This window comes from Streptomyces sp. NPDC051662, from assembly GCF_040681655.1.
Lineage (GTDB): Bacteria > Actinomycetota > Actinomycetes > Streptomycetales > Streptomycetaceae > Streptomyces.
This window is the reverse complement of the sequence record NZ_JBFAZD010000002.1, coordinates 278,633-302,126: the sequence shown is the minus strand read 5'-3', so window position 1 is coordinate 302,126 and position 23,494 is coordinate 278,633. Positions and strand designations below refer to the sequence as shown.

20 protein-coding genes are annotated in these 23,494 nt (G+C 70.1%); 10 read left to right on the top strand and 10 right to left on the bottom strand.

What is annotated here, in order from left to right; genetic code table 11:
* Positions 1-15 precede the first annotated feature (15 nt).
* From lspA to AB0M67_RS04030, 4 genes are all read left to right on the top strand, one after another.
* On the top strand, positions 16-576 hold the full coding sequence (lspA, locus tag AB0M67_RS04045; RefSeq protein ID WP_365742345.1) for a signal peptidase II: 561 nt from the start codon (positions 16-18) through the stop codon (positions 574-576).
* 53 nt (positions 577-629) lie between these two features.
* Positions 630-1,571 carry an RluA family pseudouridine synthase gene (locus AB0M67_RS04040; RefSeq protein ID WP_351407446.1) on the top strand — a complete coding sequence of 314 codons (942 nt, stop codon included), beginning with the start codon at positions 630-632 and terminating at the stop codon, positions 1,569-1,571.
* Complete coding sequence (locus AB0M67_RS04035) at positions 1,568-2,053, top strand: GNAT family N-acetyltransferase (RefSeq protein WP_365742343.1); 486 nt, start codon at positions 1,568-1,570, stop codon at positions 2,051-2,053. The genes AB0M67_RS04040 and AB0M67_RS04035 overlap by 4 nt, the downstream gene beginning before the upstream one ends.
* Positions 2,054-2,179: 126 nt before the next feature.
* A complete protein-coding gene (locus AB0M67_RS04030) occupies positions 2,180-3,766 on the top strand; it encodes a Na+/H+ antiporter (protein WP_365742341.1) in 1,587 nt (528 codons plus the stop codon).
* A 29-nt stretch (positions 3,767-3,795) separates the two neighbouring features.
* On the opposite strand, the gene AB0M67_RS04025 is transcribed toward AB0M67_RS04030, so the two are convergent.
* Positions 3,796-4,965, bottom strand: a complete 1,170-nt coding sequence (locus AB0M67_RS04025) for a mechanosensitive ion channel domain-containing protein (protein WP_365742854.1) — start codon at positions 4,963-4,965, stop codon at positions 3,796-3,798.
* Between the two features lie 43 nt (positions 4,966-5,008).
* Here AB0M67_RS04025 and AB0M67_RS04020 point away from each other — a divergent pair, with 43 nt between their 5' ends.
* Complete coding sequence (locus AB0M67_RS04020; RefSeq protein WP_365742339.1) at positions 5,009-5,578, top strand: dienelactone hydrolase family protein; 570 nt, start codon at positions 5,009-5,011, stop codon at positions 5,576-5,578.
* Positions 5,579-5,658: 80 nt separating this feature from the next.
* Here the strand turns inward: AB0M67_RS04020 and AB0M67_RS04015 are convergent, their stop codons facing one another.
* The 4 genes from AB0M67_RS04015 to AB0M67_RS04000 form a co-directional block, all read right to left on the bottom strand.
* Positions 5,659-7,314, bottom strand: coding sequence for an alkaline phosphatase D family protein (locus AB0M67_RS04015; protein WP_365742337.1), 1,656 nt, complete (start codon positions 7,312-7,314; stop codon positions 5,659-5,661).
* Between the two features lie 197 nt (positions 7,315-7,511).
* A complete protein-coding gene (locus tag AB0M67_RS04010; protein ID WP_365742335.1) occupies positions 7,512-8,327 on the bottom strand; it encodes a DsbA family protein in 816 nt (271 codons plus the stop codon).
* Positions 8,328-8,380: 53 nt separating this feature from the next.
* The gene (locus tag AB0M67_RS04005; RefSeq protein WP_365742333.1) at positions 8,381-9,064 is read right to left on the bottom strand and encodes a hypothetical protein; all 684 of its coding nucleotides are present in this window, start codon (positions 9,062-9,064) and stop codon (positions 8,381-8,383) included.
* 63 nt (positions 9,065-9,127) lie between these two features.
* Positions 9,128-10,468 carry a DUF2252 domain-containing protein gene (locus AB0M67_RS04000; RefSeq protein ID WP_365742331.1) on the bottom strand — a complete coding sequence of 447 codons (1,341 nt, stop codon included), beginning with the start codon at positions 10,466-10,468 and terminating at the stop codon, positions 9,128-9,130.
* Between the two features lie 233 nt (positions 10,469-10,701).
* Here AB0M67_RS04000 and dnaE point away from each other — a divergent pair, with 233 nt between their 5' ends.
* Positions 10,702-14,241: a DNA polymerase III subunit alpha gene (gene dnaE, locus AB0M67_RS03995; protein WP_365742329.1), complete on the top strand. Its 3,540-nt coding sequence runs from the start codon at positions 10,702-10,704 to the stop codon at positions 14,239-14,241.
* 102 nt (positions 14,242-14,343) lie between these two features.
* Here the strand turns inward: dnaE and AB0M67_RS03990 are convergent, their stop codons facing one another.
* The gene (locus tag AB0M67_RS03990; RefSeq protein WP_365742327.1) at positions 14,344-14,532 is read right to left on the bottom strand and encodes a hypothetical protein; all 189 of its coding nucleotides are present in this window, start codon (positions 14,530-14,532) and stop codon (positions 14,344-14,346) included.
* A gap of 244 nt (positions 14,533-14,776) precedes the next feature.
* On the opposite strand from AB0M67_RS03990, the gene AB0M67_RS03985 reads away from it, so the two are divergent.
* From AB0M67_RS03985 to AB0M67_RS03970, 4 genes are all read left to right on the top strand, one after another.
* On the top strand, positions 14,777-16,105 hold the full coding sequence (locus AB0M67_RS03985; protein WP_365742325.1) for an NYN domain-containing protein: 1,329 nt from the start codon (positions 14,777-14,779) through the stop codon (positions 16,103-16,105).
* A 511-nt stretch (positions 16,106-16,616) separates the two neighbouring features.
* Complete coding sequence (locus tag AB0M67_RS03980) at positions 16,617-17,603, top strand: ABC transporter ATP-binding protein (protein ID WP_365742323.1); 987 nt, start codon at positions 16,617-16,619, stop codon at positions 17,601-17,603.
* A 79-nt stretch (positions 17,604-17,682) separates the two neighbouring features.
* The gene (locus tag AB0M67_RS03975; RefSeq protein WP_365742852.1) at positions 17,683-18,489 is read left to right on the top strand and encodes an ABC transporter permease; all 807 of its coding nucleotides are present in this window, start codon (positions 17,683-17,685) and stop codon (positions 18,487-18,489) included.
* Between the two features lie 34 nt (positions 18,490-18,523).
* Complete coding sequence (locus AB0M67_RS03970; protein ID WP_365742321.1) at positions 18,524-19,192, top strand: DUF2567 domain-containing protein; 669 nt, start codon at positions 18,524-18,526, stop codon at positions 19,190-19,192.
* Positions 19,193-19,217: 25 nt separating this feature from the next.
* On the opposite strand, the gene ybaK is transcribed toward AB0M67_RS03970, so the two are convergent.
* The 4 genes from ybaK to AB0M67_RS03950 form a co-directional block, all read right to left on the bottom strand.
* Positions 19,218-19,718 (bottom strand): Cys-tRNA(Pro) deacylase, encoded by a 501-nt coding sequence (ybaK, locus tag AB0M67_RS03965; RefSeq protein WP_365742319.1) that lies wholly within the window; start codon positions 19,716-19,718, stop codon positions 19,218-19,220.
* Between the two features lie 31 nt (positions 19,719-19,749).
* Positions 19,750-20,487 carry an LON peptidase substrate-binding domain-containing protein gene (locus AB0M67_RS03960; RefSeq protein ID WP_365742317.1) on the bottom strand — a complete coding sequence of 246 codons (738 nt, stop codon included), beginning with the start codon at positions 20,485-20,487 and terminating at the stop codon, positions 19,750-19,752.
* Positions 20,488-20,492: 5 nt separating this feature from the next.
* Complete coding sequence (locus AB0M67_RS03955) at positions 20,493-21,521, bottom strand: hypothetical protein (protein WP_365742314.1); 1,029 nt, start codon at positions 21,519-21,521, stop codon at positions 20,493-20,495.
* A gap of 187 nt (positions 21,522-21,708) precedes the next feature.
* Positions 21,709-23,310, bottom strand: coding sequence for an oxidoreductase (locus AB0M67_RS03950; RefSeq protein ID WP_365742312.1), 1,602 nt, complete (start codon positions 23,308-23,310; stop codon positions 21,709-21,711).
* Positions 23,311-23,494 lie beyond the last annotated feature (184 nt).

Sequence of the window (23,494 nt, the reverse complement as noted above, 5' to 3'; positions counted from 1 at the left end):
GGTTGAGGAACTTACGTGGCAGAGGCGGAGCGCAGCATCGGTACGCCGGAGGTTGACGACGAGGCCGCGGCTGCCGCCGAGCGGCCCAGAGGGAAGCGCAGGATCGCCGCCCTCTTCGCCGTCGCCCTGGTGGCTTATCTGCTGGACCTCGGCAGCAAGATGCTCGTGGTGGCCAAGCTGGAGCACCACGAGCCGATCGAGGTGATCGGCGATCTGCTGAAGTTCGAGGCGATCAGGAACCCGGGTGCGGCCTTCGGTATCGGCGAGGCGTTCACGGTGATCTTCACGTGTATCGCGACGGCCGTGATCGTGGTGATCGCGCGGCTGGCCCGCAAGCTCTACAGCCTGCCCTGGGCGATCGCGCTGGGGCTGCTGCTCGGTGGCGCGCTGGGCAATCTCACCGACCGGATCTTCCGTGCACCGGGTGTCTTCCAGGGCGCCGTGGTCGACTTCATCGCGCCCGCGCACTTCGCGGTCTTCAACCTCGCCGACTCGGCGATCGTCTGCGGTGGCATCCTCATCGTGCTGCTGTCGTTCCGGGGCCTCGACCCCGACGGGACCGTTCACAAGGACTGAGGGTCCCCGGGCGCGCGGTCCGGTGCCCTGTCACCACAAGGCATACTCGACAGGTGAGCTTTCCCGAGATCAGAACGCTGCCCGTGCCCGATGGCCTGGAGGGCGAGCGCGTCGACGCCGCCATCGCCCGTATGTTCGGGTTCTCCCGTACGAAGGCGGCCGAGCTGGCCGCCTCCGGGAAGGTGCAGGTCGACGGCTCCGTCGTCGGGAAGTCCGAGCGTGTGAACGGCGGGGCGTGGCTGGAGGTCGAGATGCCGGGGGCCGCCGTCCCCGTACAGATCGTGGCCGAGCCCGTCGAGGGCATGGAGATCGTGCACGACGACGACGACATCGTGGTGATCGTCAAGCCGGTCGGTGTGGCCGCGCACCCCAGCCCGGGCTGGAGCGGTACGACCGTCATCGGCGGTCTGGCCGCCGCCGGCTACCGCATCTCCACCTCGGGGGCGGCCGAGCGGCAGGGCATCGTGCACCGGCTGGACGTCGGTACCTCAGGGCTGATGGTGGTGGCCAAGTCGGAGCGCGCGTACACCCTGCTCAAGGCGCAGTTCAAGGAGCGGGTCGTCGACAAGCGCTATCACGCGCTGGTGCAGGGCCACCCGGACCCGATGAGCGGCACCATCGACGCCCCCATCGGCCGCCATCCGAACCACGACTACAAGTGGGCGGTCACCGCGGAGGGCAAGCCGTCGGTGACGCACTACGACCTGATCGAGGCGTTCCGGTCGGCCTCGCTGCTGGACATCAAGCTGGAGACGGGCCGTACGCACCAGATCCGGGTGCATATGTCCGCCCACCGCCATCCGTGCGTGGGCGATCTGACCTATGGCGCCGATCCGACGCTGGCCAAGCGGCTGGGGCTGACCCGGCAGTGGCTGCACGCCGTACGGCTCGGCTTCGAGCACCCGTCGGACGGCCGGTGGGTGGAGTACTCCAGCGGCTACCCCGACGATCTCCAGGGCGCGCTGGACAAGGTCAGGGCGGAGAGCAACGGATGACCCCGGGCGGTGACGGTTCCGGATTCCTGGTGCGGATCGCGACCGGACCGGCGGACATCGAGGCGTGCTTCGCGGTCCGCAAGGAGGTCTTCGTCGTCGAGCAGCGGGTCGCCGAGGACATCGAGTACGACGGCCGTGACGGGCGGGCGCTCCAGTTGCTCGCCCTCCACGAGGACGGGACGCCGCTGGGTACCGCGCGGCTGCTGTACGGGCCCGAGGCCGCCGACCGTACCGGCGGGGACCCGGCCGTCGGCTCGCTGGGACGGCTGGCGGTCGTCGCGTCGGCCCGTGGACTCGGTATCGGCGTGGCGCTGGTACGGGCCGTCGAGGAAGCGGCCCGCGAGCGCGGCCTCACGGTGGTGGACCTGCACGCGCAGTCACACGCGCTGGGCTTCTATGAGCGGCTGGGATACACGGCGTACGGCCCCGAGTTCCAGGACGCGGGCATCGCGCACCGGTCGATGCGCCGGACGCTCTCGTAGCGGGCAGGGCCCCTCCGTAGCGTCTTCCGGCCACCCCCTGGGGAGATTCGGACAGACTGCGTGACAGGGTGGAGCCCCTGATCACCGATGTCTGCCGTAAGGCTTTCGATCACCGGAGGGCCCACCGTGGACCAGTTGGCGCTGCTGCTCGTGCTGTTGCTGGGGGCGGTGGTCACGGTGCCGCTCGGGGAGCGGCTGGGGCTGCCCTCGCCGGTGCTGATGACCCTGGTGGGGATCGTCCTGGCGCTGCTGCCGTTCGTACCGAATGTGCATGTGCCGCCGGATTTCATCCTTCCGCTTCTCTTGCCGCCTCTGCTGTACGCCGCCGTGCAGCGCACCTCCTGGCGGCAGTTCACCGCGAATGTGCGCCCTATCCTGCTGCTCGCGGTCGCCCTGGTCTTCGTGACGACGGCGGCCGTCGCGGTGGTGGCCAACTCCATCGTGCCCGGACTGCCGATCGCCGCCGCGGTCGCGCTCGGGGCGCTCGTCGCGCCGCCCGACCCGGTGGCCGCGACCGCCGTCGCGGGCTCCCTCGGACTGCCCCGGCGGCTGGTCTCGATCCTGGAGGGCGAGGGCCTCTTCAACGATGTCACCGCGATCGTGCTCTACCACGCGGCGATCGCCGCGGTCGTCAGCGGAACGTTCTCCTGGCCGGGCGCGGTCGGTTCCCTCGTCCTGTCGGCGGTGGTGGCCGTGGCGGTGGGGCTCGTCCTCGGCTGGATCTCCAACAAGCTGATGTCGGTGCTCGGAGATGCGACGCTGCAGATCGGGCTCTCGCTGCTGGTGCCGTTCGTCAGCTATGTGCTGGCGGAGGAGCTGCATGGCTCGGGTGTGCTCGCCGTCCTGACCACCGCGCTCTTCCTGGCCACGCACACGGCGGACGCCGACGACGTGATGGGGCGGCTGGCCGGCAACTCCTTCTGGCAGATCGTCGACACCCTGGTGACCGGGGTCGCCTTCGGGCTGATCGGCCTGGAGCTCCACAACGCCTTCGGCGCGGCCGGCGGCCACGCGTACGAGATGCTCGGCTGGGGCGGGGCGGTCATCGGGGTCGTCGTGTTCGTACGGCTGCTGTGGCTGCTTCCCGCGACCTGGCTGGCCAAGCGGATGCACAAGCTCCGCGACTACGACGAGGAGATCCCGACCAGCTGGCGCGAGACCGTGATCATGTGGTGGGCCGGGATGCGCGGGGTGGCCTCGGTCGCCCTGGCGCTGGCGATCCCGCTGAAGACCGACAGCGGCGAGCCGTTCCCCGGCCGCGAGGAGATCATCTTCATCGCGTTCGCGGTCATCATGGCGACGCTGGTCATCCAAGGGCTGACCCTGCCCTGGCTGGTGCGGAGGCTCGGCGTACGGGCGGACGCGAACGCGGAACGCGAGCTGGAACACTCGCTCGCGATCCGCGCCGCGAAGGCGGCCAAGCGCCGGCTCAGGGAAATCGAGGACGTCGAGGACCTGCCGGAGGAGGTCAGCGAACGGCTCCAGCGGGGCGCCGGTGACATCGGTGTGCGGATCAGCCCCGATCTGATCGACGACGAGCGGCGTGAGTGGTTCACCAAGCGGGTGGAGCGCGTGAAGACCGTCCAGCGCATCCAGCGCGAGATGATGTCGGCGGCCCGCCATGAGGTGCTGTCGGCCCGTAACGAGCCGGGCTCCGACCCCGAGATCGTGGACCGAGTCCTGCGCCACCTGGATGTGCGCAGCATGCGCTGAGCCGGGCGTGCCGAGCCGGGGGCGGGCTCTCAGCCCCGGCCTGTGCGGGGACGGTCGGTGTCGTCGGTGTTCTCGGTGTTCTCGGTGTCCTCGCGGTCCCGCCGCTCGCCGGTCTCGCGCTCGGTCCGCTCCGTGGGCAGCGGGCTCCGGCCGCGCGGGAGAAGTCCATGGGCGAGATCCGTCGAGATCCTGGGCAGCGCGTACGGATGGTTCTCCACCAGCCAGCCGATCAGCTCCTCCCGTACCGCGCAGCGCACCGTCCAGATGTCGTCCGCGTCCTTGGCCGTGACCACGGCGCGTACCTCCATCGTGGTCGTGGCGGTGTCGGTGACCGCCAGATTCCAGGCCCTGCCGTCCCAGGCCGGGCAGGCCAGCAGGATCTCGTGGAGCTTCTCGCGCATCGGCCCCATCGGCGCCGAGTGATCCAGCTGGAAGAAGACGGTGCCGGTCATCTGGACCCCGCCGCGCGACCAGTTCTCGAAGGGCTTGCTGGTGAAGTACGACACCGGCATCGTGATGCGCCGCTCGTCCCAGGTCCTCACGGCGAGGAAGGTGAGCGTGACCTCCTCGACCACGCCCCACTCGCCGTCCACCACCACCGTGTCGCCGATCCGCACCATGTCCCCGAACGCGATCTGGAAGCCCGCGAAGAGATTGCCGAGCGTGGACTGCGCGGCCACACCGGCGACGATGCCGATGATGCCCGCGGAGGCCAGGATCGAGGTGCCGACGGCCCGCATATCGGGGAAGGTGAGCAGGATCGCCGCCACCGCGACCACCACGACGACCGCCGTCACGATCCGCATGATCAACGTCACCTGCGTACGGACCCGCCGGACCCGGGCAGCGTCCCGGGTCGAGGCCGCGTAGCGCGCGTACGTGGACTCCACCGCCGCCGACACGATCCGTACCACCAGCCAGGCACCGGCGCCGATGAGCACCAGCGAGAGCGCCCGGCCGATCCCGTCGTGATGGCTCTCGATGACCGGCCACCGGGTCTCCCGGAACGTGCCGCGCAGCAGGGCCGTGAGTACGACCACCTGGAGCGGCAGCCGGCAGCGCCGCAGCAGCCCCCACAGCGGGGTCTCGGAGTGCCGGGCGTCCGCGCGGCGCAGCACCAGATCGACGATCCAGCCGAGCGCGAGCGTCAGCAGCACCGAGCCGCCGAGTACGAGAAGTGGGCGCAGTACGTTCTCCATGGCTCCCTCGTCGGGTTCGGATACGGGCTGGCAGGATGGCCTGATGGACATCATCCTCTTCCATTCCGTCCACGGTCTGCGCCCTGCCGTGCACGCCGCCGCGGACCGGCTGCGTGCCGCCGGGCACCAGGTGCGCGTGCCCGACCTCTTCGAGGGCCAAACCGCGACCACCGTGGAGGAGGGCAGGGCCCTGAAGGACAAGATCGGCAAGGACGAACTGCTGCGCCGCGCGGTGCTGGCCGCCGCGCCGTATTCGGAACGCGGTCTGGTGTACGCGGGGTTCTCGCTCGGCGGCTCGATCGCGCAGACGCTGGCGCTCGGCGACACCAAGGCGCGCGGGCTGCTGCTGATGCACGGTACGTCCGACATCGCGGAGAACGCGTCCGTGGACGATCTGCCCGTACAACTGCATGTCGCGGACCCGGACCCGTTCGAGCCGCACGACTGGCTGACCGCCTGGTATCTGAGGATGCGGCAGGCCGGGGCCGATGTGGAGATCTACCGCTACCCGGGGGCAGGGCATCTCTACACCGACCCCGATCTGCCGGACTACGACGAGTCGGCCGCCGAGGAGACCTGGCGGACCGGGCTCGCCTTCATCGACTCGCTCTGAGGCCCGCGCGCCGGGCCGGGGGGCGCCGAGGCGCGCGTGGCCGTGCGGCACACGCGGCGGTCAGCGCCGGTCGGCGCCGGTCAGCGGACGGGCTGATCGGCCCGTTCCACCCGCTGTGAGCCCGACGCGGTGCGGTACGAGCGGGCCCAGGCGGTGGTCGCGGCGGGATCGGTCCGGTCGGAGATCGTGTAGTAGTCCATCTGCGTCCGCTCGGTGGTGACATCGAGCACGCCATAGCCGTGGTGGTCCATGTCCACCCACTTCACATGGCGGTTGGCGGCCCTGACCGCGGCCGACGCGATCACCGAGAGCGTCCCGGCCGGCACTTGCAGCAGGTCGTCGAGGTTGTCGGAGGTGACCGACGTGACCACGAACTCCGTGGCGGCGGAGCGGGAGAACGGATAGGTGGCCGCCGTGACCGGCACATCGTTGGCCCACGCCATATGGATGTCACCGGTCAGGAAGACCGTGTTCTCGATCCCGCGCCCGGTCAGATGCGCGAGCAACTCCTTGCGGTCGTCCGTATAGCCGTCCCACTGGTCGACATTGACGGCGAGGCCCTCCTTGGGCAGGCCGAGCAACTCGGCTATCGGGCCCAGCAGATGGGCGGGCAGCGAGCCGAAGGCGACCGGCGAGATCATCACCGATGTGCCGACCAGCTTCCAGGCGGCGTCCGATCCCGCCAGCCCCGCCTTCAGCCAGTCGAGCTGGGCGCGGCCGGTGATCGTACGGTCCGGATCGTCCACCGCGCCGTCGCCGATCGTCGTCTGCTGGGAGCGGAACGACCGCAGATCCAGCAGATGGAGGTCGGCGAGCGCGCCGAAGCGCAGCCTGCGGTAGACGGTTCCCTCGGTGGAGGCGCGGACGGGCATCCACTCGAAGTACGCCTGCCTGGCGGCCGCCGCCCGGTCGGCCCAGGTGCCCTCCGTGCCGGGCGTATGGTTCTGCGCGCCGCCCGACCAGGCGTCATTGGCGAACTCGTGGTCGTCCCAGATGGCGATCACGGGGTGGGCGGCGTGCAGCGCCCGCAGGTCGGCATCGGACTTGTAGCGGCCGTGGCGCGCGCGGTAGTCGGCGAGGCTGATGATCTCGTGCGTCGGTTCGTGCTGCCGTACGACACCATCCGTCCCCGGGAAGCCGCCGGTCGCGTACTCGTAGAGGTAGTCGCCGAGATGGAGGACGGCGTCGAGGTCGGCGCGGGCGGCCAGATGCCGGTACGCGGAGAAGTAGCCGGCCTCCCAGTTGGCACAGGAGACCACGCCGAAGCGCACACCGGGAGTGGCGGCGTCGGGCGCGGACGTCGTGCGCGTACGGCCGGTGGGGGAGACCGTGCCGCCCGCGGTGAACCGGAAGTAGTGGACGGTCGCCCCGCGCAGACCCCTGACATCGACCTTGACCGTGTGGTCCGACGCGGCGCGCGCGGTGGTGGTGCCCCGGGCGACGACGGACGCGAACCGCTGGTCCTCGGCGACCTCCCAGAGCACTTCGGTGTCCGCTCCCTTGCCCGAGCCGGGTACGGCGTCGGGCGAGGGGGTGACACGGGTCCACAGCAGGACACCATCGGGGAGCGGATCGCCGGAGGCGACACCGTGGAGGAAGGCGGGCGCCTCGGCGGCGGTGGCGGTGGCAGTGCCGCCGAGAACGACCGGGGCGGCGAGAGCGGCGGCGGTGGCGGTGGCGGCAGCGGCCTTGACGACCGTGCGGCGACGCGGCGAAGGAGCCGGGAGACTGGTCACGGACGAGCAGATTACTGACCGGTACGGCGACGGGGCAGGCGAATCGGGAAAATTCGCCTGCCCGTCGAACACCGGCTGCCCGGCGGTCACGGTCCGGAGGGTTCCGCCTCCGGGCCGGGGGGCCCGCCTACGGGGTGGGGATCCCGTCTGCGGGGCCGGGGGTCCCGTCTCCGGACCGAGGGCCCCTCTCCGGGGCCTCAGCCCTTGAGGGCCTTGGTGACCGCCGCGTTGAACTCCGCCACCGTCATGGGCGGGTTCTCGGTGCCCTCGGTGGTGAGCTTCTTGCCGTCCAGCTTCAGCGTCGGGGTGCCGCCCACCCCGCTCTTGTCGAAGGCGGCGGACATCTTCATCGCCCAGGCGTCGTACGTACCGTCCGTGACGTCCTTCTGGAACGCCTTGTTGCCCTTGAGCGCGCTCACCGAGTCCGCCACCTGGATCAGATAACTGTCCTTGGCGAACTTGTCGTTGGTCTCCTCGGGGTGGAACTCCGCCGAGTAGAGCGCGGTCTTGTACTGGAGGAACGCCTCGGGGCTCACATTGAGCGCCGCGCCCAGCGCCGACAGGGCGTTCTTCGAGCCGGTGCCGTTGTCGGAGTTGTCGATAAAGGTCGCGCCGACATACTTGATCTTGAACTTGCCGGAGTCGACACCGTTCTGGACGGTCTCGCCGACCGTCTGCTCGAAGGTCGCGCAGACCGGGCAGCGGGAGTCCTCGTACAGCTCCAGCGTGTTCTTGGCGTCGGCCTTGCCGATGACGACGGTCGTACCGTCCGTGCCCTCGGTGTTCTTCGGGGCGACGACGGACGTCTCGTCCTTCATCGCCTCCCAGTGCGAGGGCTTGTTGGCCTGAACGACGGCGAAGCCCACGCCGCCGGCTATCGCGAGGACCACGACGGCCGAGCCGAGGACGACGAACTGCCGGCGGACCTTGTCCTTCCGCGCCTGGCGCTCGCGCTCCTCGCGCAGTCGCTCGCGGGCTGCCGCCTTGTTGGCCTTGTTGTTGCGTGCGCTCATGATGAATTCACTCCGTGTGATGACATGACTACTACGGGGGGACGGGCGCGGGCTCAGACAGCGCTGAGCGCGAGGCGCGGTGGCCCCCGCCGTCCTACGGAGTGCACGAGAAGGCGGGTACGGGACGGCCGCGGGCGGTCCGCCGGGCGCGGCCCGCGCCGTACGGTCCCACGGACCGTGCCCGCCGCCGCGACGGCGATCAGCAGCGGGCGGAAGGCGCGGACGCCCGCGGCCCTGACCAGCCGGGACAGCGCGGACTCGCCGTGCCGCAGCCAGTACGCGGCGAGCAGCCCGATCGAGACATGGGCGGCAAGCAGCAGCCAGGGCAGAGCCGGGTCGGGGGAGTTCAGCAGCGTGGCCGCGGCGCCCTCGGGGGAGACCACACCGGGCAGCTGAGTACCGAAGACGCCCCCGCACAGGGCATCGAAGCCGACCGAGCGCAGCGACCCCGCGACGGGGCCGCCGGCCGGTCCGTAACAGGCGTGCTGACCGCTGGTGAAGACGGTGTCCGCGGCCAGTTCGAGCGGGACCAGCAGGGCCGCGATCCGCCAGAAGCCCCGCTCGCGGCCCGCCGCCGCGTAGGCGACCAGGAACACCACGACGCTGAGCACGGCGACGACCGTCAGGGGCAGCGGGGCCTGCGACAGCAGCACATGCGAGCCCGCGGACAGCGTCACGACCAGTGCCGTGAACAGTGCTGCCCGCGCCGCCCTGAGCCGCGTCCCCGATATGTCCATTGTCGCCGAGTGTGCCATGCGTCCCTGTAAGCGGTCCTTAAGGATCCGTCCGGGGGCCGGGGCTCAGCCCAGCCTGCCGTTGCGGAACAGGTCGACGAAGATCTGGTGGTCGGCCCTGGCCCGGGCACCGTACGTGTGCGCGAAGTCCACCAGCAGCGCGCCGAAGCCCTCCTCGTCGGCCGCGATCGCCGCGTCGATGGAGCGCTCCGTGGAGAACGGCACCAGTGAGTGGCCGCTCTCGTTGTCCGCCGCCGCGTGCATCGTGGCCGTCGCGCGGCCGAGGTCGGCGACGACCGCCGCGATCTCCTCGGGGTCGTCCAGATCCGACCAGTCAAGATCCACGGCGTACGGCGAGACCTCCGCCACCAGCTGTCCCGTACCGGCCAGCTCGGTCCAGCCCAGCCACGGGTCGGCGTGGGCCTGGAGCGCCCGCTGCGAGATCACCGTGCGGTGGCCCTCGTGCTGGAAGTACTCCCGTACGGCCCGGTCGGTGATGTGCCGGGAGACCGCCGGGGTCTGCGCCTGCTTCATATAGATCACGACGTCGTTCTCCAGGGCGTCGCTGTTGCCCTCCAGCAGGATGTTGTACGAGGGCAGCCCGGCGGAGCCGATGCCGATGCCGCGCCGCCCGACGACGTCCTTCACGCGGTACGAGTCGGGGCGGGCCAGGCTGGACTCGGGGAGGGTCTCCAGATAGCCGTCGAAGGCCGCGAGGATCTTGTAGCGGGTGGCGGCGTCCAGCTCGATGGAGCCACCGCCCGGCGCGAAGCGGCGCTCGTACTCCCTGATCTCGGTCATCGAGTCGAGCAGCCCGAAGCGGGTCAGCGAGCGGGCCGAGCGCAGGGCGGCGAGCAGCGGGCCCTGCGCCGTGTCCAGGGTGAAGGGCGGGACCTCGTCGTTCTTGGCGCCGGTGGCCAGCGCGTGGATCCGCTCGCGGTAGGCGCCCGCGTAGATCTCCACCAGTTCGGTGATCTGCCCGTCACTGAGTGCCTTGGTGTAGCCGATCAGGGCGAGGGAGGCGGCGAAGCGCTTCAGGTCCCAGGTGAAGGGGCCGACGTACGCCTCGTCGAAGTCATTGACATTGAAGATCAGCCGGCCGTTGGCGTCCATGTACGTGCCGAAGTTCTCGGCGTGCAGATCGCCGTGGATCCACACCCGGCCCGTGCGCTCGTCGAGGAACGAGCCGGTGGCCGCGCTCGCCCCGCGCTCCCGCTCCAGGTCGTGGTAGAAGAGGCACGCCGTGCCCCGGTAGAAGGCGAACGCGGAGGCCGCCATCTTCCGGAACTTCACCCGGAAAGCGGCGGGATCGGCCGCCAGGAGCTCACCGAACGCGGTGTCGAAAACGGCGAGGATCTCCTCGCCGCGCTGCTCATCAGCTGTTTCAACGGGTCGCGGTACGGACATCGCGGGGTGCCTCCTGGTGCCTGACAGTGGAGTGAGGGGCGTGGCCGCCCCTCGGAGTGGGCAACGCGTGACGCTACTCGCGAGTGCCCGCCGCTGTCAGTCCCGAGACGTAGACTTCGAGGCTGTCCCCCCAGACTGTCCGCAGCGCTGTGGGGCCCGGGGTTCAGCCCTGGAAACAACAGGTTCACTCCTGGAAACCACACCGTGTCGTCCGCTCACTGGAGGCCCTCGCCGTGACCAAGCCGCCGTTCACGCACCTGCATGTCCACACCCAGTACTCGTTGCTGGACGGTGCCGCGCGGCTGGGGGACATGTTCAACGCCTGCAAAGAGATGGGCATGTCCCATATCGCGATGACGGACCATGGCAATCTGCATGGCGCCTACGACTTCTTCCATCAGGCGAAGAAGGCGGGGGTGACGCCGATCATCGGGATCGAGGCGTACGTGGCGCCCGAATCCCGGCGGCTGAAGCGGAAGGTGCAGTGGGGCCAGCCGCACCAGAAGCGGGACGACGTGTCCGGTTCCGGTGGTTACACGCACAAGACGATCTGGGCGGCGAACCGGACCGGGCTGCACAACCTCTTCCGGCTCTCCTCGGACGCGTACAAGGAGGGCTGGCTCCAGAAGTGGCCCCGGATGGACAAGGAGACCATCGCGAAGTGGTCGGAGGGGCTGATCGCCTCGACGGGCTGCCCCTCGGGGGAGCTCCAGACGCGGCTGCGCCTCGGCCAGTTCGACGAGGCGCTGAAGGCGGCCTCCGAGTACCAGGACATCTTCGGCAAGGACCGTTATTTCCTGGAGCTGATGGACCACGGCATCGAGATCGAACGCCGGGTGCGGGACGGGCTGCTGGAGGTCGGCAAGAAGCTGGGCATCCCGCCGCTGGTCACCAACGACTCCCACTACACGTACGCGAACGAGGCCACCGCCCACGACGCGCTGCTCTGCATCCAGACCGGCAAGAACCTCTCCGACCCGGACCGCTTCCGGTTCGACGGCACCGGCTACTACCTCAAGTCGACCGACGAGATGTACGCGGTGGACCTGTCCGACGCCTGGCAGGAGGGATGCGCCAACACCCGCCTGGTCGCCGAGCAGATCGACACCGAGGGCTGGTTCCAGGAGCGGAACCTGATGCCGAAGTTCGAGGTGCCCGAGGGCTTCACCGAAGTCTCCTGGTTCCGCGAGGAGACCATGCGCGGCATGGCCCGCCGCTTCCCGAACGGCATCCCGGAAGACCGCATGCGCCAGGTCGAGTACGAGATGGGCATCATCATCGACATGGGCTTCCCGGGGTACTTCCTCGTGGTCGCCGACTTCATCATGTGGGCGAAGAACAACGGCATCGCGGTCGGCCCCGGCCGTGGCTCCGCCGCCGGTTCGATCGTGTCGTACGCCATGGGCATCACCGACCTCGACCCGATCGAGCACGGCCTGATCTTCGAGCGGTTCCTCAACCCCGAGCGCATCTCCATGCCCGATGTCGACATCGACTTCGACGAGCGCCGGCGCGGTGAGGTCATCCGCTACGTGACCGAGAAGTACGGCGCCGACAAGGTCGCCATGATCGGCACGTACGGCAAGATCAAGGCGAAGAACGCGATCAAGGACTCGGCGCGGGTGCTGGGTTACCCGTACGCGATGGGCGACCGGCTCACGAAAGCGATGCCCGCCGACGTCCTCGGCAAGGGCATCGACCTCAACGGCATCACCGACCCCAAGCACCCCCGCTACGGCGAGGCGGGGGAGATCCGGGGGATGTACGAGAACGAGCCGGATGTGAAGAAGGTCATCGACACCGCGAAGGGTGTGGAGGGCCTGGTCCGGCAGATGGGTGTCCACGCGGCCGGCGTGATCATGTCCAGTGAGACGATCACCGACCACGTCCCCGTCTGGGTCCGGCACACCGACGGTGTGACGATCACGCAGTGGGACTACCCGCAGTGCGAGTCGCTCGGCCTGCTGAAGATGGACTTCCTCGGCCTGCGCAACCTGACCATCATGGACGACGCCGTCAAGATGGTGAAGTCCAACAAGGGCGTCGACCTTGACCTGCTCTCGCTGCCGCTCGATGACCCGAAGACGTACGAACTGCTCTGCCGCGGCGACACGCTCGGTGTCTTCCAGTTCGACGGCGGCCCCATGCGCTCCTTGCTGCGCCAGATGCAGCCCGACAACTTCGAGGACATTTCCGCCGTCTCGGCCCTCTACCGGCCGGGCCCGATGGGCATGAACTCGCACACGAACTACGCGGAGCGCAAGAACGCCCGCCAGGAGATCACCCCGATCCACCCGGAGCTGGAGGAGCCCCTCAAGGAGGTGCTCGGGCTCACCTACGGTCTGATCGTCTACCAGGAGCAGGTACAGAAGGCCGCCCAGATCGTCGCGGGGTACTCGCTCGGCGAGGCCGACATCCTGCGCCGCGTGATGGGCAAGAAGAAGGCCGACGAACTGGCGAAGAACTTCGTCCTCTTCGAGGCGGGCGCCAAGAAGAACGGCTTCTCGGACGAGGCGATCAAGGCGCTGTGGGACGTTCTGGTGCCGTTCGCCGGATACGCGTTCAACAAGGCGCACTCCTCCGCGTACGGACTGGTCACCTACTGGACCGCGTATCTCAAGGCCAACTACCCCGCCGAGTACATGGCGGCGCTCCTGACCTCCGTGAAGGACGACAAGGACAAGTCGGCCGTCTATCTCAATGAGTGCCGGCGCATGGGCATCAAGGTGCTGCCGCCCAATGTGAATGAGTCGCAGTCGAACTTCGCCGCGCAGGGTGACGATGTGATCCTGTTCGGTCTGACGGCGGTCAGGAACGTTGGGCAGAACGTGGTGGATTCGATCATCCGATGCCGTAAGGCGAAGGGGAAGTACGCGACGTTCCCCGACTTCCTCGACAAGGTCGAGGCCGTCGTCTGCAACAAGCGGACCGTCGAGTCGCTGATCAAGGCCGGTGCCTTCGACGAGATGGGCCATACCCGCAAGGGACTGGTCGCCCATCACGAGCCGATGATCGACAACGTGGTGCAGGTCAAGCGCAAGGAGGCCGAGGGGCAGTTCGACCTCTTCGGCGGCATGGGCGAGGAGGAGACCAGCGAGCCCGGCTTCGGACTCGACGTCGAGTTCTCGGATGTCGAGTGGGACAAGTCGTATCTGCTCGCCCAGGAGCGGGAGATGCTCGGGCTGTACGTCTCCGACCACCCGCTCTTCGGCATCGAGCATGTCCTGTCCGACAAGTCCGACGCCGCGATCTCCCAACTGACCGGCGGTGAGCACGCGGACGGCGCGGTGGTCACCATCGGCGGCATCATCTCCGGCCTCCAGCGCAAGATGACCAAGCAGGGCAACGCGTGGGCGATCGCGACGGTCGAGGATCTGGCCGGCTCCATCGAGTGCATGTTCTTCCCCGCGACCTATCAGCTGGTCTCCACCCAACTGGTCGAGGACACCGTCGTCTTCGTCAAGGGCCGGCTCGACAAGCGCGAGGACATCCCCCGCCTCGTCGCCATGGAACTCCAGGTCCCGGACGTGTCGTCGGCGGGCACCGACGCTCCTGTCACCATCACCATCCCGACAGTGAAGCTCACCCCGCCGATGGTCAGCAGGCTCGGTGAGATCCTCAGCCATCACCGGGGCAACTCCGAGGTCAGGATCAAGCTCCAGGGGGCCAGGAAGACCACGGTGCTCCGGCTCGACCGGCACCGCGTGCAGCCCGACCCGGCGCTCTTCGGCGATCTGAAGGTCCTGCTCGGCCCGGCCTGTCTGGCCGGATAGCCGCCTGGCCGGATAGCCGCGCCTCGGTACGACGGACGCGTATGAGGGGCACCCCAGCGCAGGGGGTGCCCCTCATACGGTTGCGGACAGCGGGTGGTGGGGTCAGTTGTGGCCGAAACGCTTCTGCTTGCCCTTGTGGGCTACATCCGTCGGCGTGATCCTCGACTGCACCTGCTCCGACCGGTCCTCCATCGACGAGGACTTCGACTCTTCGGTGCCTCGCTCGGCGTCCGAGCGGGTGTGCTGCGCGTGCTGCTTGTTGCTGCGATCCCGGTTCTTGTTCTTGGCCATGGTGCTGCCTCCTGCCGGGGTTTGGATGCCAGGCCGGGTTCAGCCTCACATAAGCCGCCAATCGGCGCATTTTGGATCATTGCCGTGTGTAGTGGTCCCTTGTCAGCGGCTTGATCGGCTTCCGGGGCATCGATACGCCACGCCGATGATCGAGTTCCGGACGTTAACCCTCTTGCCGTCGGGCAGACTCGAAGGAAACCCGCAGTAACTCCTGATCTCACGATCCCGAGGTTCCCGAAAGAGGGTGGAACACGTGGACCGCTGCGTCGTCCTGGTGGACGCCGGCTATCTGCTGGGCGCCGCCGCGAGTCTCCTCGCCGGAGAACCGGCCCGTTCCCGCATCACCGTCGACCACGCCGCCCTCATCCAGGGCCTGCGAGAACGGGCCGAGGCCGATACGGAACAGCCGCTGCTCCGTATCTACTGGTTCGACGGCGCCCCCGACCGGGTCCCACAGCCCGAGCACCGTCGGCTGCGGGTCATGTCACGCGTCACCGTCCGGCTCGGCGCCCTCACCCGCAGCGACGGGCGCTGGGCGCAGAAGGGGGTGGACGCGGCGATGCACGCGGAGCTGACCGAGCTGGCCAGAAATCGTGCTTGCTCGGATGTGGTGCTGGTGACCGGGGACGGGGATCTGCTACCCGGTCTGATGTCGGCGAAGGAGCATGGCGTCGCGGTCCATCTCTGGGCCGTGCAGGCCGCCGACGGCGACTACAACCAGTCCGAGGACCTGGTCGCCGAGGCCGATGAGCGGCGGGTGCTCGACCGGGCCTGGATCACCAAGGCGGTACGGGCCAAGGACCTGGGCGGTGTCTGCGCGCCACCGCCCGCGCCGCGGCCCGAGATCGCGGCGATTCTCTCGGCGCCGCTGCCCGAATCGGCGCTGGCCGCGTCGGCGGAGCGGGCGGCGGAGGCGGAGGCGGGGGGCGGCGCCGCGGCGGCCGCCGCTGTCGCTGCCGCCGGAGCCGGGCGGAACGGCTCGTCGTCGGCGGCAGCCCCCGGGGGGCCCGGCACGGAACCCCATCCTGCGGGCACGGGCAGCAAGGGCGTCCCGACGCCCAAGGACCTGGCGGGCCTGCGCGGCCCCGGTGCCGCGGCCCCGGGTCCGTCCGGGCCGCAGACCGGTCAGCAGTCCGCGCAGCATCCGGCGGGGGCGACGCTGCGGTGGTCCTCCGACAAGGGGTGGGTCGAGCGGCCGGGCAGCGGTACGGCGGGCGAACCGCCGGAGACGGCCTCGCTGCCGACCCTGGCCCAGCTGACCAGCGCGGAGCAGCGCTGGGCGGACCGGGAGGAGGACATCACGACGGTGGGGGGTGACCCCTTCGAGGTGGGGCAGGTGTTCGCGCGCCGGTGGATGGAACGGCTGCCGGACGCGGGGCATGTGCAGAAGCTGTCCGTGATGTATCCGCGGGTTCCGCACCGTATCGATGGGGAGCTGCTGCGGTATGCGGCGCGGTTCGGGCTGCTGGCGCACAAGGACGACCAGATCGATGAGCATGACCGGTATGCGATTCGGGCGGGGTTCTGGCGGGAGATCGATGTGCGGGCGGCGGCGGATACGGCTTCGCCGTAGGGGTGCGGGGGTACGCCTCCGGCGAGGGTGCGGTGCGGGGTGCGGTTGCGTGGTCGTGGTGCCGGGGGCCGGGGCCTCCGGAGGTACATGTCCGGACGGCATGATTTACGGCGCGACTCCGCCCAGTCGTTGGTTCGGGCGTCCGCGCGCCACAAATCACGCTTTAGTGTCCGGACACGCACCTCCTACGACCCCGACCCCCTCCCCCGGTGGTCACCCTCCAGGCTCTGCCCGGCCGGGGTGCTGGGGGCGAGTGCGGGACGGTCCGCCCGTCCTCGGGCACGGCCGCGTGGGTCGTGGCGGGAGGGGGTCGGGGTCGGAGGAGGCGCGTGTCCGGACGTAAGCGTCGCAGCTCGTGCGAAGCACGGTGACCACGCGACGGAGTCGCATATCGAACGCAGCGCAGTCCGGACACGGACCTCCGGAGGCCCAGGCACCCGGCACCACCGCGGACCCGCACACGAAAACCCGCCCCGGCCAAAGACCGCCGAACCCCTACAACGTAAGGTCCATGCTCGTGAGTACGGTGTGTGTGGTGCGCGATGTGGTCAAGACGTACCCCGCCGCGCGCGGCAGACGCGGCGTTCCCGGGACGCCGGCGGTGCGGGCCACCGATGGGGTCTCCCTCGATGTGCGGCGCGGTGAGATCTTCGGTCTGCTCGGGCCCAACGGCGCGGGCAAGTCCACTCTCGTACGCCAGCTCACGGGCTTGATGCGGCCCGACTCCGGTGAGGTCGAGGTCCTCGGGCACGATCTGGTGCGGTATCCCGAGCGTGCCTCCCGGCTCATCGGCTATCTCGGCCAGGAGTCGACCGCGCTGGACGAACTGACCGTCGCGCTCGCGGCGGAGACCACCGGCCGGCTGCGTGGGCTGTCGCTGCGGGTCGCGCGGGCCGCGCGGGACGAGGTGCTGGCGGAGCTGGGACTCACCGAGATCGCCGGGCGGCCCCTGAAGAAGCTGTCGGGGGGCCAGCGGCGGCTGGCCTGTTTCGCCGCCGCGCTGGTGGGGGAGCGGCCCGTGCTGGTTCTTGATGAGCCGACCACCGGAATGGACCCGGTCGCGCGGCGCGCGGTGTGGGCCGCCGTGGACCGGCGGCGGGCCGAGCACGGTGTGACCGTACTGCTCGTCACCCACAACGTCATCGAGGCCGAGACCGTGCTGGACCGCGTCGCCGTGCTGGAGCGGGGCAAGGTCATCGCCTGTGACACCCCGTCCGGGCTCAAGGAACAGGTCGCCGGTGAGGTGCGGGTGGAGCTGGTGTGGCGCGAGCGCGCGCCGCTCGATGTTCCCGAGGTCGCGGCGCTGCGGGACTCGGCGCAGGAGTCGGGGCGCCGCTGGGTGCTGCGGCTCGCACCGGACGAGGCGCGCGCGGCGGTCGCCGCGGTGACCGGCGGCGCCGCCTTCGCGGCGCTGGACGATTTCACGCTGGCGACGCCGAGTCTGGAAGATGTCTATCTGGCGCTCGGCGGCCGGGCGAAGGGGCTGGTCAAGGCGTGAGCAGCCGTTTCGCGAGCGACGCACGTACGCCCGTACCGAACAGGAGCAGCACCACGTGAGCATCGTGCCCGCGGAGGCCGTGTCCGGGAGAGTCAGGACCGCGACCGTGAACGAGCCGGCGGACGGCGCGCCCGCGCCGCTCGCGCCTCGGGCGCGGCTGCTGCCCTCGCTCGCCGCCGTGTACCGCGCCCAGCTCTCCCGGGCCCGGGTCGCGCGGATCCCGCTGCTCTTCGTCGCGACCTTCCAGTCGGTCGGGATCATGATCCTGATGCGGGGCGTGGTGGACGGCGGGGACGAGGCGCGGGCGGTGGTCGCCGGGTCGAGTGTGCTCGTCGTCGCGTTCGTGGCGCTCAATCTGCTCGCCCAGTACTTCGGTCAGCTGCGTGCGAGCGGGGGGCTCGACCACTACGCCACCCTGCCCGTGCCGCCCGCGGCGGTGGTGCTCGGCGCGGCCGGTGCCTATGCCTCGTTCACGGTGCCGGGCACGGCGGTCACGGCCGTCACCGGCAGTGTGCTCTTCCAACTGCCGCTCACCCATCTCTGGGTGCTGGTCGCCGTGATTCCGCTGTCGGGTGCGGCACTCGCAGGGCTGGGCGCGGCGCTCGGGCTGCTCGCGCCCCGGCAGGAGCTGGCGACGCTGCTGGGCCAGCTGGGCATGTCGGCGGCGCTGCTGCTGGGTGTGCTGCCCGCGGACCGGCTGCCAGGACCGATCGCGTACGCGCGTGATCTGCTGCCTTCCACGTACGGGGTGGAGGCTCTCGCCCGTACGTTCGATGCCCGTCCCGACTGGCTGGTGGTGGCTTTCGACCTCGCGGTGTGCGCGGCGGTGGGTGTCTGCTCGCTGGCCGTGGCGACCTGGGCGTACCGGCGGGCGGCGGTCCGATGAGGCACCCCCTGGCCAGGACTGGCACGATGGCACAGTGACCGCACCTTTGACGCCGCCCCACCAACCGCCGCACGACGATCCCTGGCAGACACCGCCGGCCGGGGGATCGCCCTATTCCGGGGCCGAAGCGGAGAAGGGGCCCGATATGGCGACCGAACTGCGCCAGGCCGTCGTGGTGACGGTGGCGGTCGCCGTCTCGGGTCTGGCGCTCGGACTGCTGTGGCTGTGGCTCTCGCCGCGTATCCCGTTGGTCTCGGACGAGACGGCGGTCTTCCTCAAGGACACCGAGGGCGAGGAGGCGATCGCGGTGGACGGTACGTTCCTGCTGCTGGCGCTCGCCTTCGGGGTGGTCAGCGCGGTGCTGGTCTTCGTCTTCCGCAGGCGCGGCGGTATCGCGCTGGTGGTGGGCCTGGCGCTGGGCGGGCTGCTGGGCGCGGTGCTCGCCTGGCGGATCGGTGTCTGGTTCGGCCCCACGTCGGACGTGGTGGCGCACGCCAGGGCGGTCGGCAAGGGCGTCACCTTCGACGCGCCGCTCGAACTGAACGCGAAGGGCGCGCTGCTGGCGTGGCCGATCGCGGCGATGGTGGTCCATCTGGCCCTGACGGCGCTGTTCGGTCCACGCGATCCGGAGCCGCGCTGGGACGGCTGGGGTCCGGCGGCGTACGGCCCGGCGCCGGACGATGCCCCGACGGACAGGCCCTAGGTCCTGTCCGGACAGGACCTGGCTGTCAGCTCCGGCCGATGGGTGCCATGACCGCCGAGGTGAGCGACGTCAGATCCGCCGGGGACAGCTCGACCTCCAGGCCCCGGCGGCCCGCCGAGACACAGATCGTCGCATGGGCCTCGGCGGACGCATCCACTACGGTGCGTAGCCGCTTGCGCTGTCCCAGGGGCGAGATCCCACCGCGTACATAACCTGTCGTACGTTCCGCGGTCACCGGGTCCGCCATCGAGGCACGTTTGCCGCCGACCGCCGCCGCGAGAGCCTTCAGATCGAGTGATCCGGCGACCGGCACGACGGCCACGGTCAGTTCGCCGTCGACGTCCGCGACCAGGGTCTTGAAGACCCGGTCGGGAGAGACACCAAGGGCCTCGGCCGCCTCCTCGCCGTACGAGGGCGACGCCGGGTCGTGCGCGTACGCGTGCAGGGTGTACGGCGTGCCGGCGGTCGTCAGGGCGACCGTCGCCGGCGTGCCACCGGACTGCTGCTTCTTGGACTTCTTCGCCAAGGCGGTTCTTCCCCCGGTGAGTTGAGCTGTGTCAGTTGGGGCTGGACGGCGTGTGCGTCAGCGTCACGGCGGGCAGCGAGGGGAGATGGCGGATCACCGCCGTCTCGGCCCGCAGGAGCTTCAGCTCCTCACGCAGCCGGGCCGCGATGTCCGGGGCCTCAAGCAGCCGCTGCTTGGACGGGATGTCGAGTACGGCCGCCGCGGCGACCAGATAGGACACCACCGAGGGCTCGTCGGGCAGTTCGTCGCCGGAGAGTGAGCGCTCACGCGCCCCGGCCAGCCGCTTCTGGTAGCTCCGGAACGCGCGCAGCACGCCCTCGGCGAGCGCGCCCGCGCCGTCGCCCGTCTCCTCGGGCAGCTCTTCCAGCTCGGCCGCCAGATACGGGCCGCTCGCGTCGACCGAGAGCAGCCGGACCCGGGTGGTGCCGGTGGCCACCACCTCGAAGCTCCCGTCGGGGCGCTCGCGTATCGTCGCCGCGTCCGCGACACAGCCCACCGGGTGGAAGGATTTCATCGGGTCGGGGTCGAAGCCGGCGGCGGGCCCGCGGTGGGTCAGGGCGGTGCCGTCCGGCATCCCGGGCGCCGTCGGCGCGACTTCGTGTCCGTCGCGGATGGCGACCACGGCGAAGCGGCGCGGCTCGGACTCATCGGTCTTGAGCAGCTCACGCATCATCGCGCGGTAGCGCTCCTCGAACACGTTCAGAGGCAGGACGAGGCCCGGGAACAGCACCGCGTTCAGCGGGAAGAGAGGGAGGCGTGCGGTGGTCACAACGGTCAAGCGTAGTGGCCGCGGGGCCCTCTCCGTTCTGTCCTGCTCCGCAAAGGCATCGCCGAGGCCACTTGGATCCGTACCGCGTGCCGCGATTCGAGGAACTGACCGAGTGGATCGTCGGTGAACGAGGTCCAGGGGAAGGAGGTCGCGTGCGGCCCGATCAGCCGGAACTGCTCCAGCGCCTCCCTCCAGCGTCCCCGCTCCACCAGTACGTACACCAGCAGATTGCGCACCTCGGCGGGCCATGGGTCGCCCGCCGCGTACTCGGCGGAGACCGCGATGGCGAGATCGGCCGCCGCGTCGATCCGGTCCGCCTGTACGGAGGTGGGCTCGCCGCTCAGCAGCAGGGTGAAGGCGGCGCGCACGGGCAGCGCGCGTACGAGGGAGCCGGGCAGGGCGTCGTACGCCGCCTGTTCGGCGAAGTCGAAGCACTCGCGGTGCGAGCCGTACCACTCGGCCGAGAGGTACTGCAGGGCCGCGACATGGCAGCCGTAGTGGTGCGAGGAGCGGCGCACGGCCTGCTCCCACAGCGCCTCGAACGCGGTGTGGGTGGCGTGCGTACCGCGTGCGTGGTCGAGCGCGACCCGCCAGGGCACCGGATCGCGTGGATCGCCGTCGGCCGCCGCGTCGATCATCGGGCCCGTCTCGCGCAGCCGCTCGGCGCGGGCCGGTGACTCCCAGGCCCTGCGGATGACCAGCTCGGCCCGGACGAGCAGCGCGTCGGGATCGCGGGGCGCCGCGCGCAGCCAGGCCGTGAGCCAGCCGTCCCGGCCGTGCGCGAACGCGGCCAGCCGCATCACATACCGGTCGCGGTTCTCCCACTCGGCGGCCTCGCGTGTTGTCGCGAGCAGCTTCGCCGCGGGCTCGTACTCGCCGAGAGCGGCGGCGACGAGCGCGGGAGCGAGCCGCTCGTCGGGAGCGTCGAGCAGCACCGCGTCGTCCGGCGGCAGCCCGGCGGCGAGCTGCGGGGTGTGCCGGACCATACGCGCGGTGCTGATCAGGGCGCGGAGCAATGACATGGTGCGGACCATTGAAAACCGCAGGTCGCGGACGCGCCAGGGGGCAGCTGTGAAGCTTTCGTATCGGGCGAAAAGGTTGTAGCGCCCAAAGTCAAGGCAAGGTAAAGAAACCCTGGATGTCGTTACATCCCAGGTGCACATCCCAGGTGCACATCTCAGGTGCACATCTCGGGTGCGCCTACGCTCCGGCTGCCGTCTTTCAGCCTCGCCGCAGCAGCCGGGACGCTCCCGCCGCCACCGTCGTCGCCAGGATCCAGCCCAGCATGATCAGCACCGCCCCCGCCCACTGCCAGCCGCCCGTCAGCAGCCAGTGGCCGTCCTGGCCCAGGTCGATCACCGGGATCAGCAGATCCAGGGCGAACAGCGCCGGGTTCCACGCCGGGTGTCCGTCGCCCTTGATCGGCGGCGGGGCGTGCCGGGCGAAGGCGACCGTACTCGCTCCCCACAGCACCGCCATCCACAGCGCGGCCCGGCCGGGCCGGTAGCCGTAGGCCACCGTCCAGTCCTGGAGATAGCCCCAGAGCTTCGCCGCGAGCGGCAGCGTTTCCCGGCGCCGGCGCTGTTTGGCGAGGAGGACCTCGCGCGCGTCCGCGTCCTCGCCGGTGTTGCGCAGGACCTGGGCCAGCCTCTCGTACGGCTCGGGGGAGTACTCCGGGGTCGCCGCCGCCACCCACTCCAGCCGCCTGAGCAGCGGGAAGTGGCCGAACGGGACGAGGTTCTCGTAGACGAAGCCGCCCATGGCGAGCCCGCCTGGGCCCGGCCAGCTGGTCGACATGTCGACCAGCGTGACGATCTTCGCGCCGTTCAGGACGACCCTGCCGTCCTCCAGCCGCTCGCACTTGAACCGCAGCTCGGGGGTGCTGATCCGGCGCAGCGACAGCTCCTCCGTGGGCGCGAGATAGAACCGCGCCTGGTCCATGTCGACCGCGTCGCCGAAGCGGCCGTCGTCGAGCCGGACCCCGCCCCGGCACTCGAAGCGCTGCAACCGCGTGCCCAGAAGCGGCGTGGCGACGCTGCCGACGCCGTGCGGGGGCGTCATGCCGGGGTCGCCGGTCTCCGTGCTCACCCACGCGCCCGTCATATAGAGCGAGCGCTCCACCGTCAGCTGCGGGGCGTTGAACGCGCGCCGTTCCTCCGCGGCGCGCAGCCTGCTGCCGCGCAGGCTCAGCGACACCCCGATCTTGGCGCCGCGCAGACTGACCTCGCCATATGTCTCGATCTGATCGGCCTGGAGGTCCTGGGCGACGGACATTCCGTCCGCGGTGATCGCCCGGCCCAGCCGGTCGGGACGTACATCGATCTGGCTGATCAGCAGATCCGTACCGATCTGCGCGTCGGTCAGCCGGATGCCCCGCTCGACCCGGCAGCGCGGCAGATGGAGATCCCCCTCGGTGTGCAGCCGGGCGGCCTCCAGCCGGGGAATGGCGCAGCCCACCATCCGCAGGGTGGTGAAGCGCGACTCGGGCAGCACCACCTCGTTCTCGAAGCGGCAGTGGTTCAGCTCGACGTACGGGGAGATGGTGCCGCCCGCGAGATTGAGCGTGCCGGTGATCTGCACCCCGCGGAGCTTGAGCGCGGCGACCCGGCCGGGCAGTGCCGCGGGGCCGTTGAGCAGCAGCAGCGCGATGACCCTGGCGCGGACGCTGCGGTCCGTGCTCCAGGGGCGCGGCGCGAAGGGGTCGTTCAGTAGTGCGTCCGGAGTGCTCAGGTCGTACGTGCTGCCGTTGCGGAACGACTGCCACATGCCGAGTTCCGCCGCGCTGAGCCAGTCCGGAGATTCGTCGTTCTGCGGCTCGGTCACGGCCGCGCCTCCGCTTCCCCTGTGCGTACGGATAGTCCGTACAACTGATGACGGATGGTCTGTGCGACTGATGAAAGCTGGTCGTACATGCGTTGTTCCCGCTGAGTGACGTACTGAACGCTAATGGTGACCCGTAGTGAACATGGCGTGTATCAGCCAGTGATACGCGCGACCGACGGCCTGA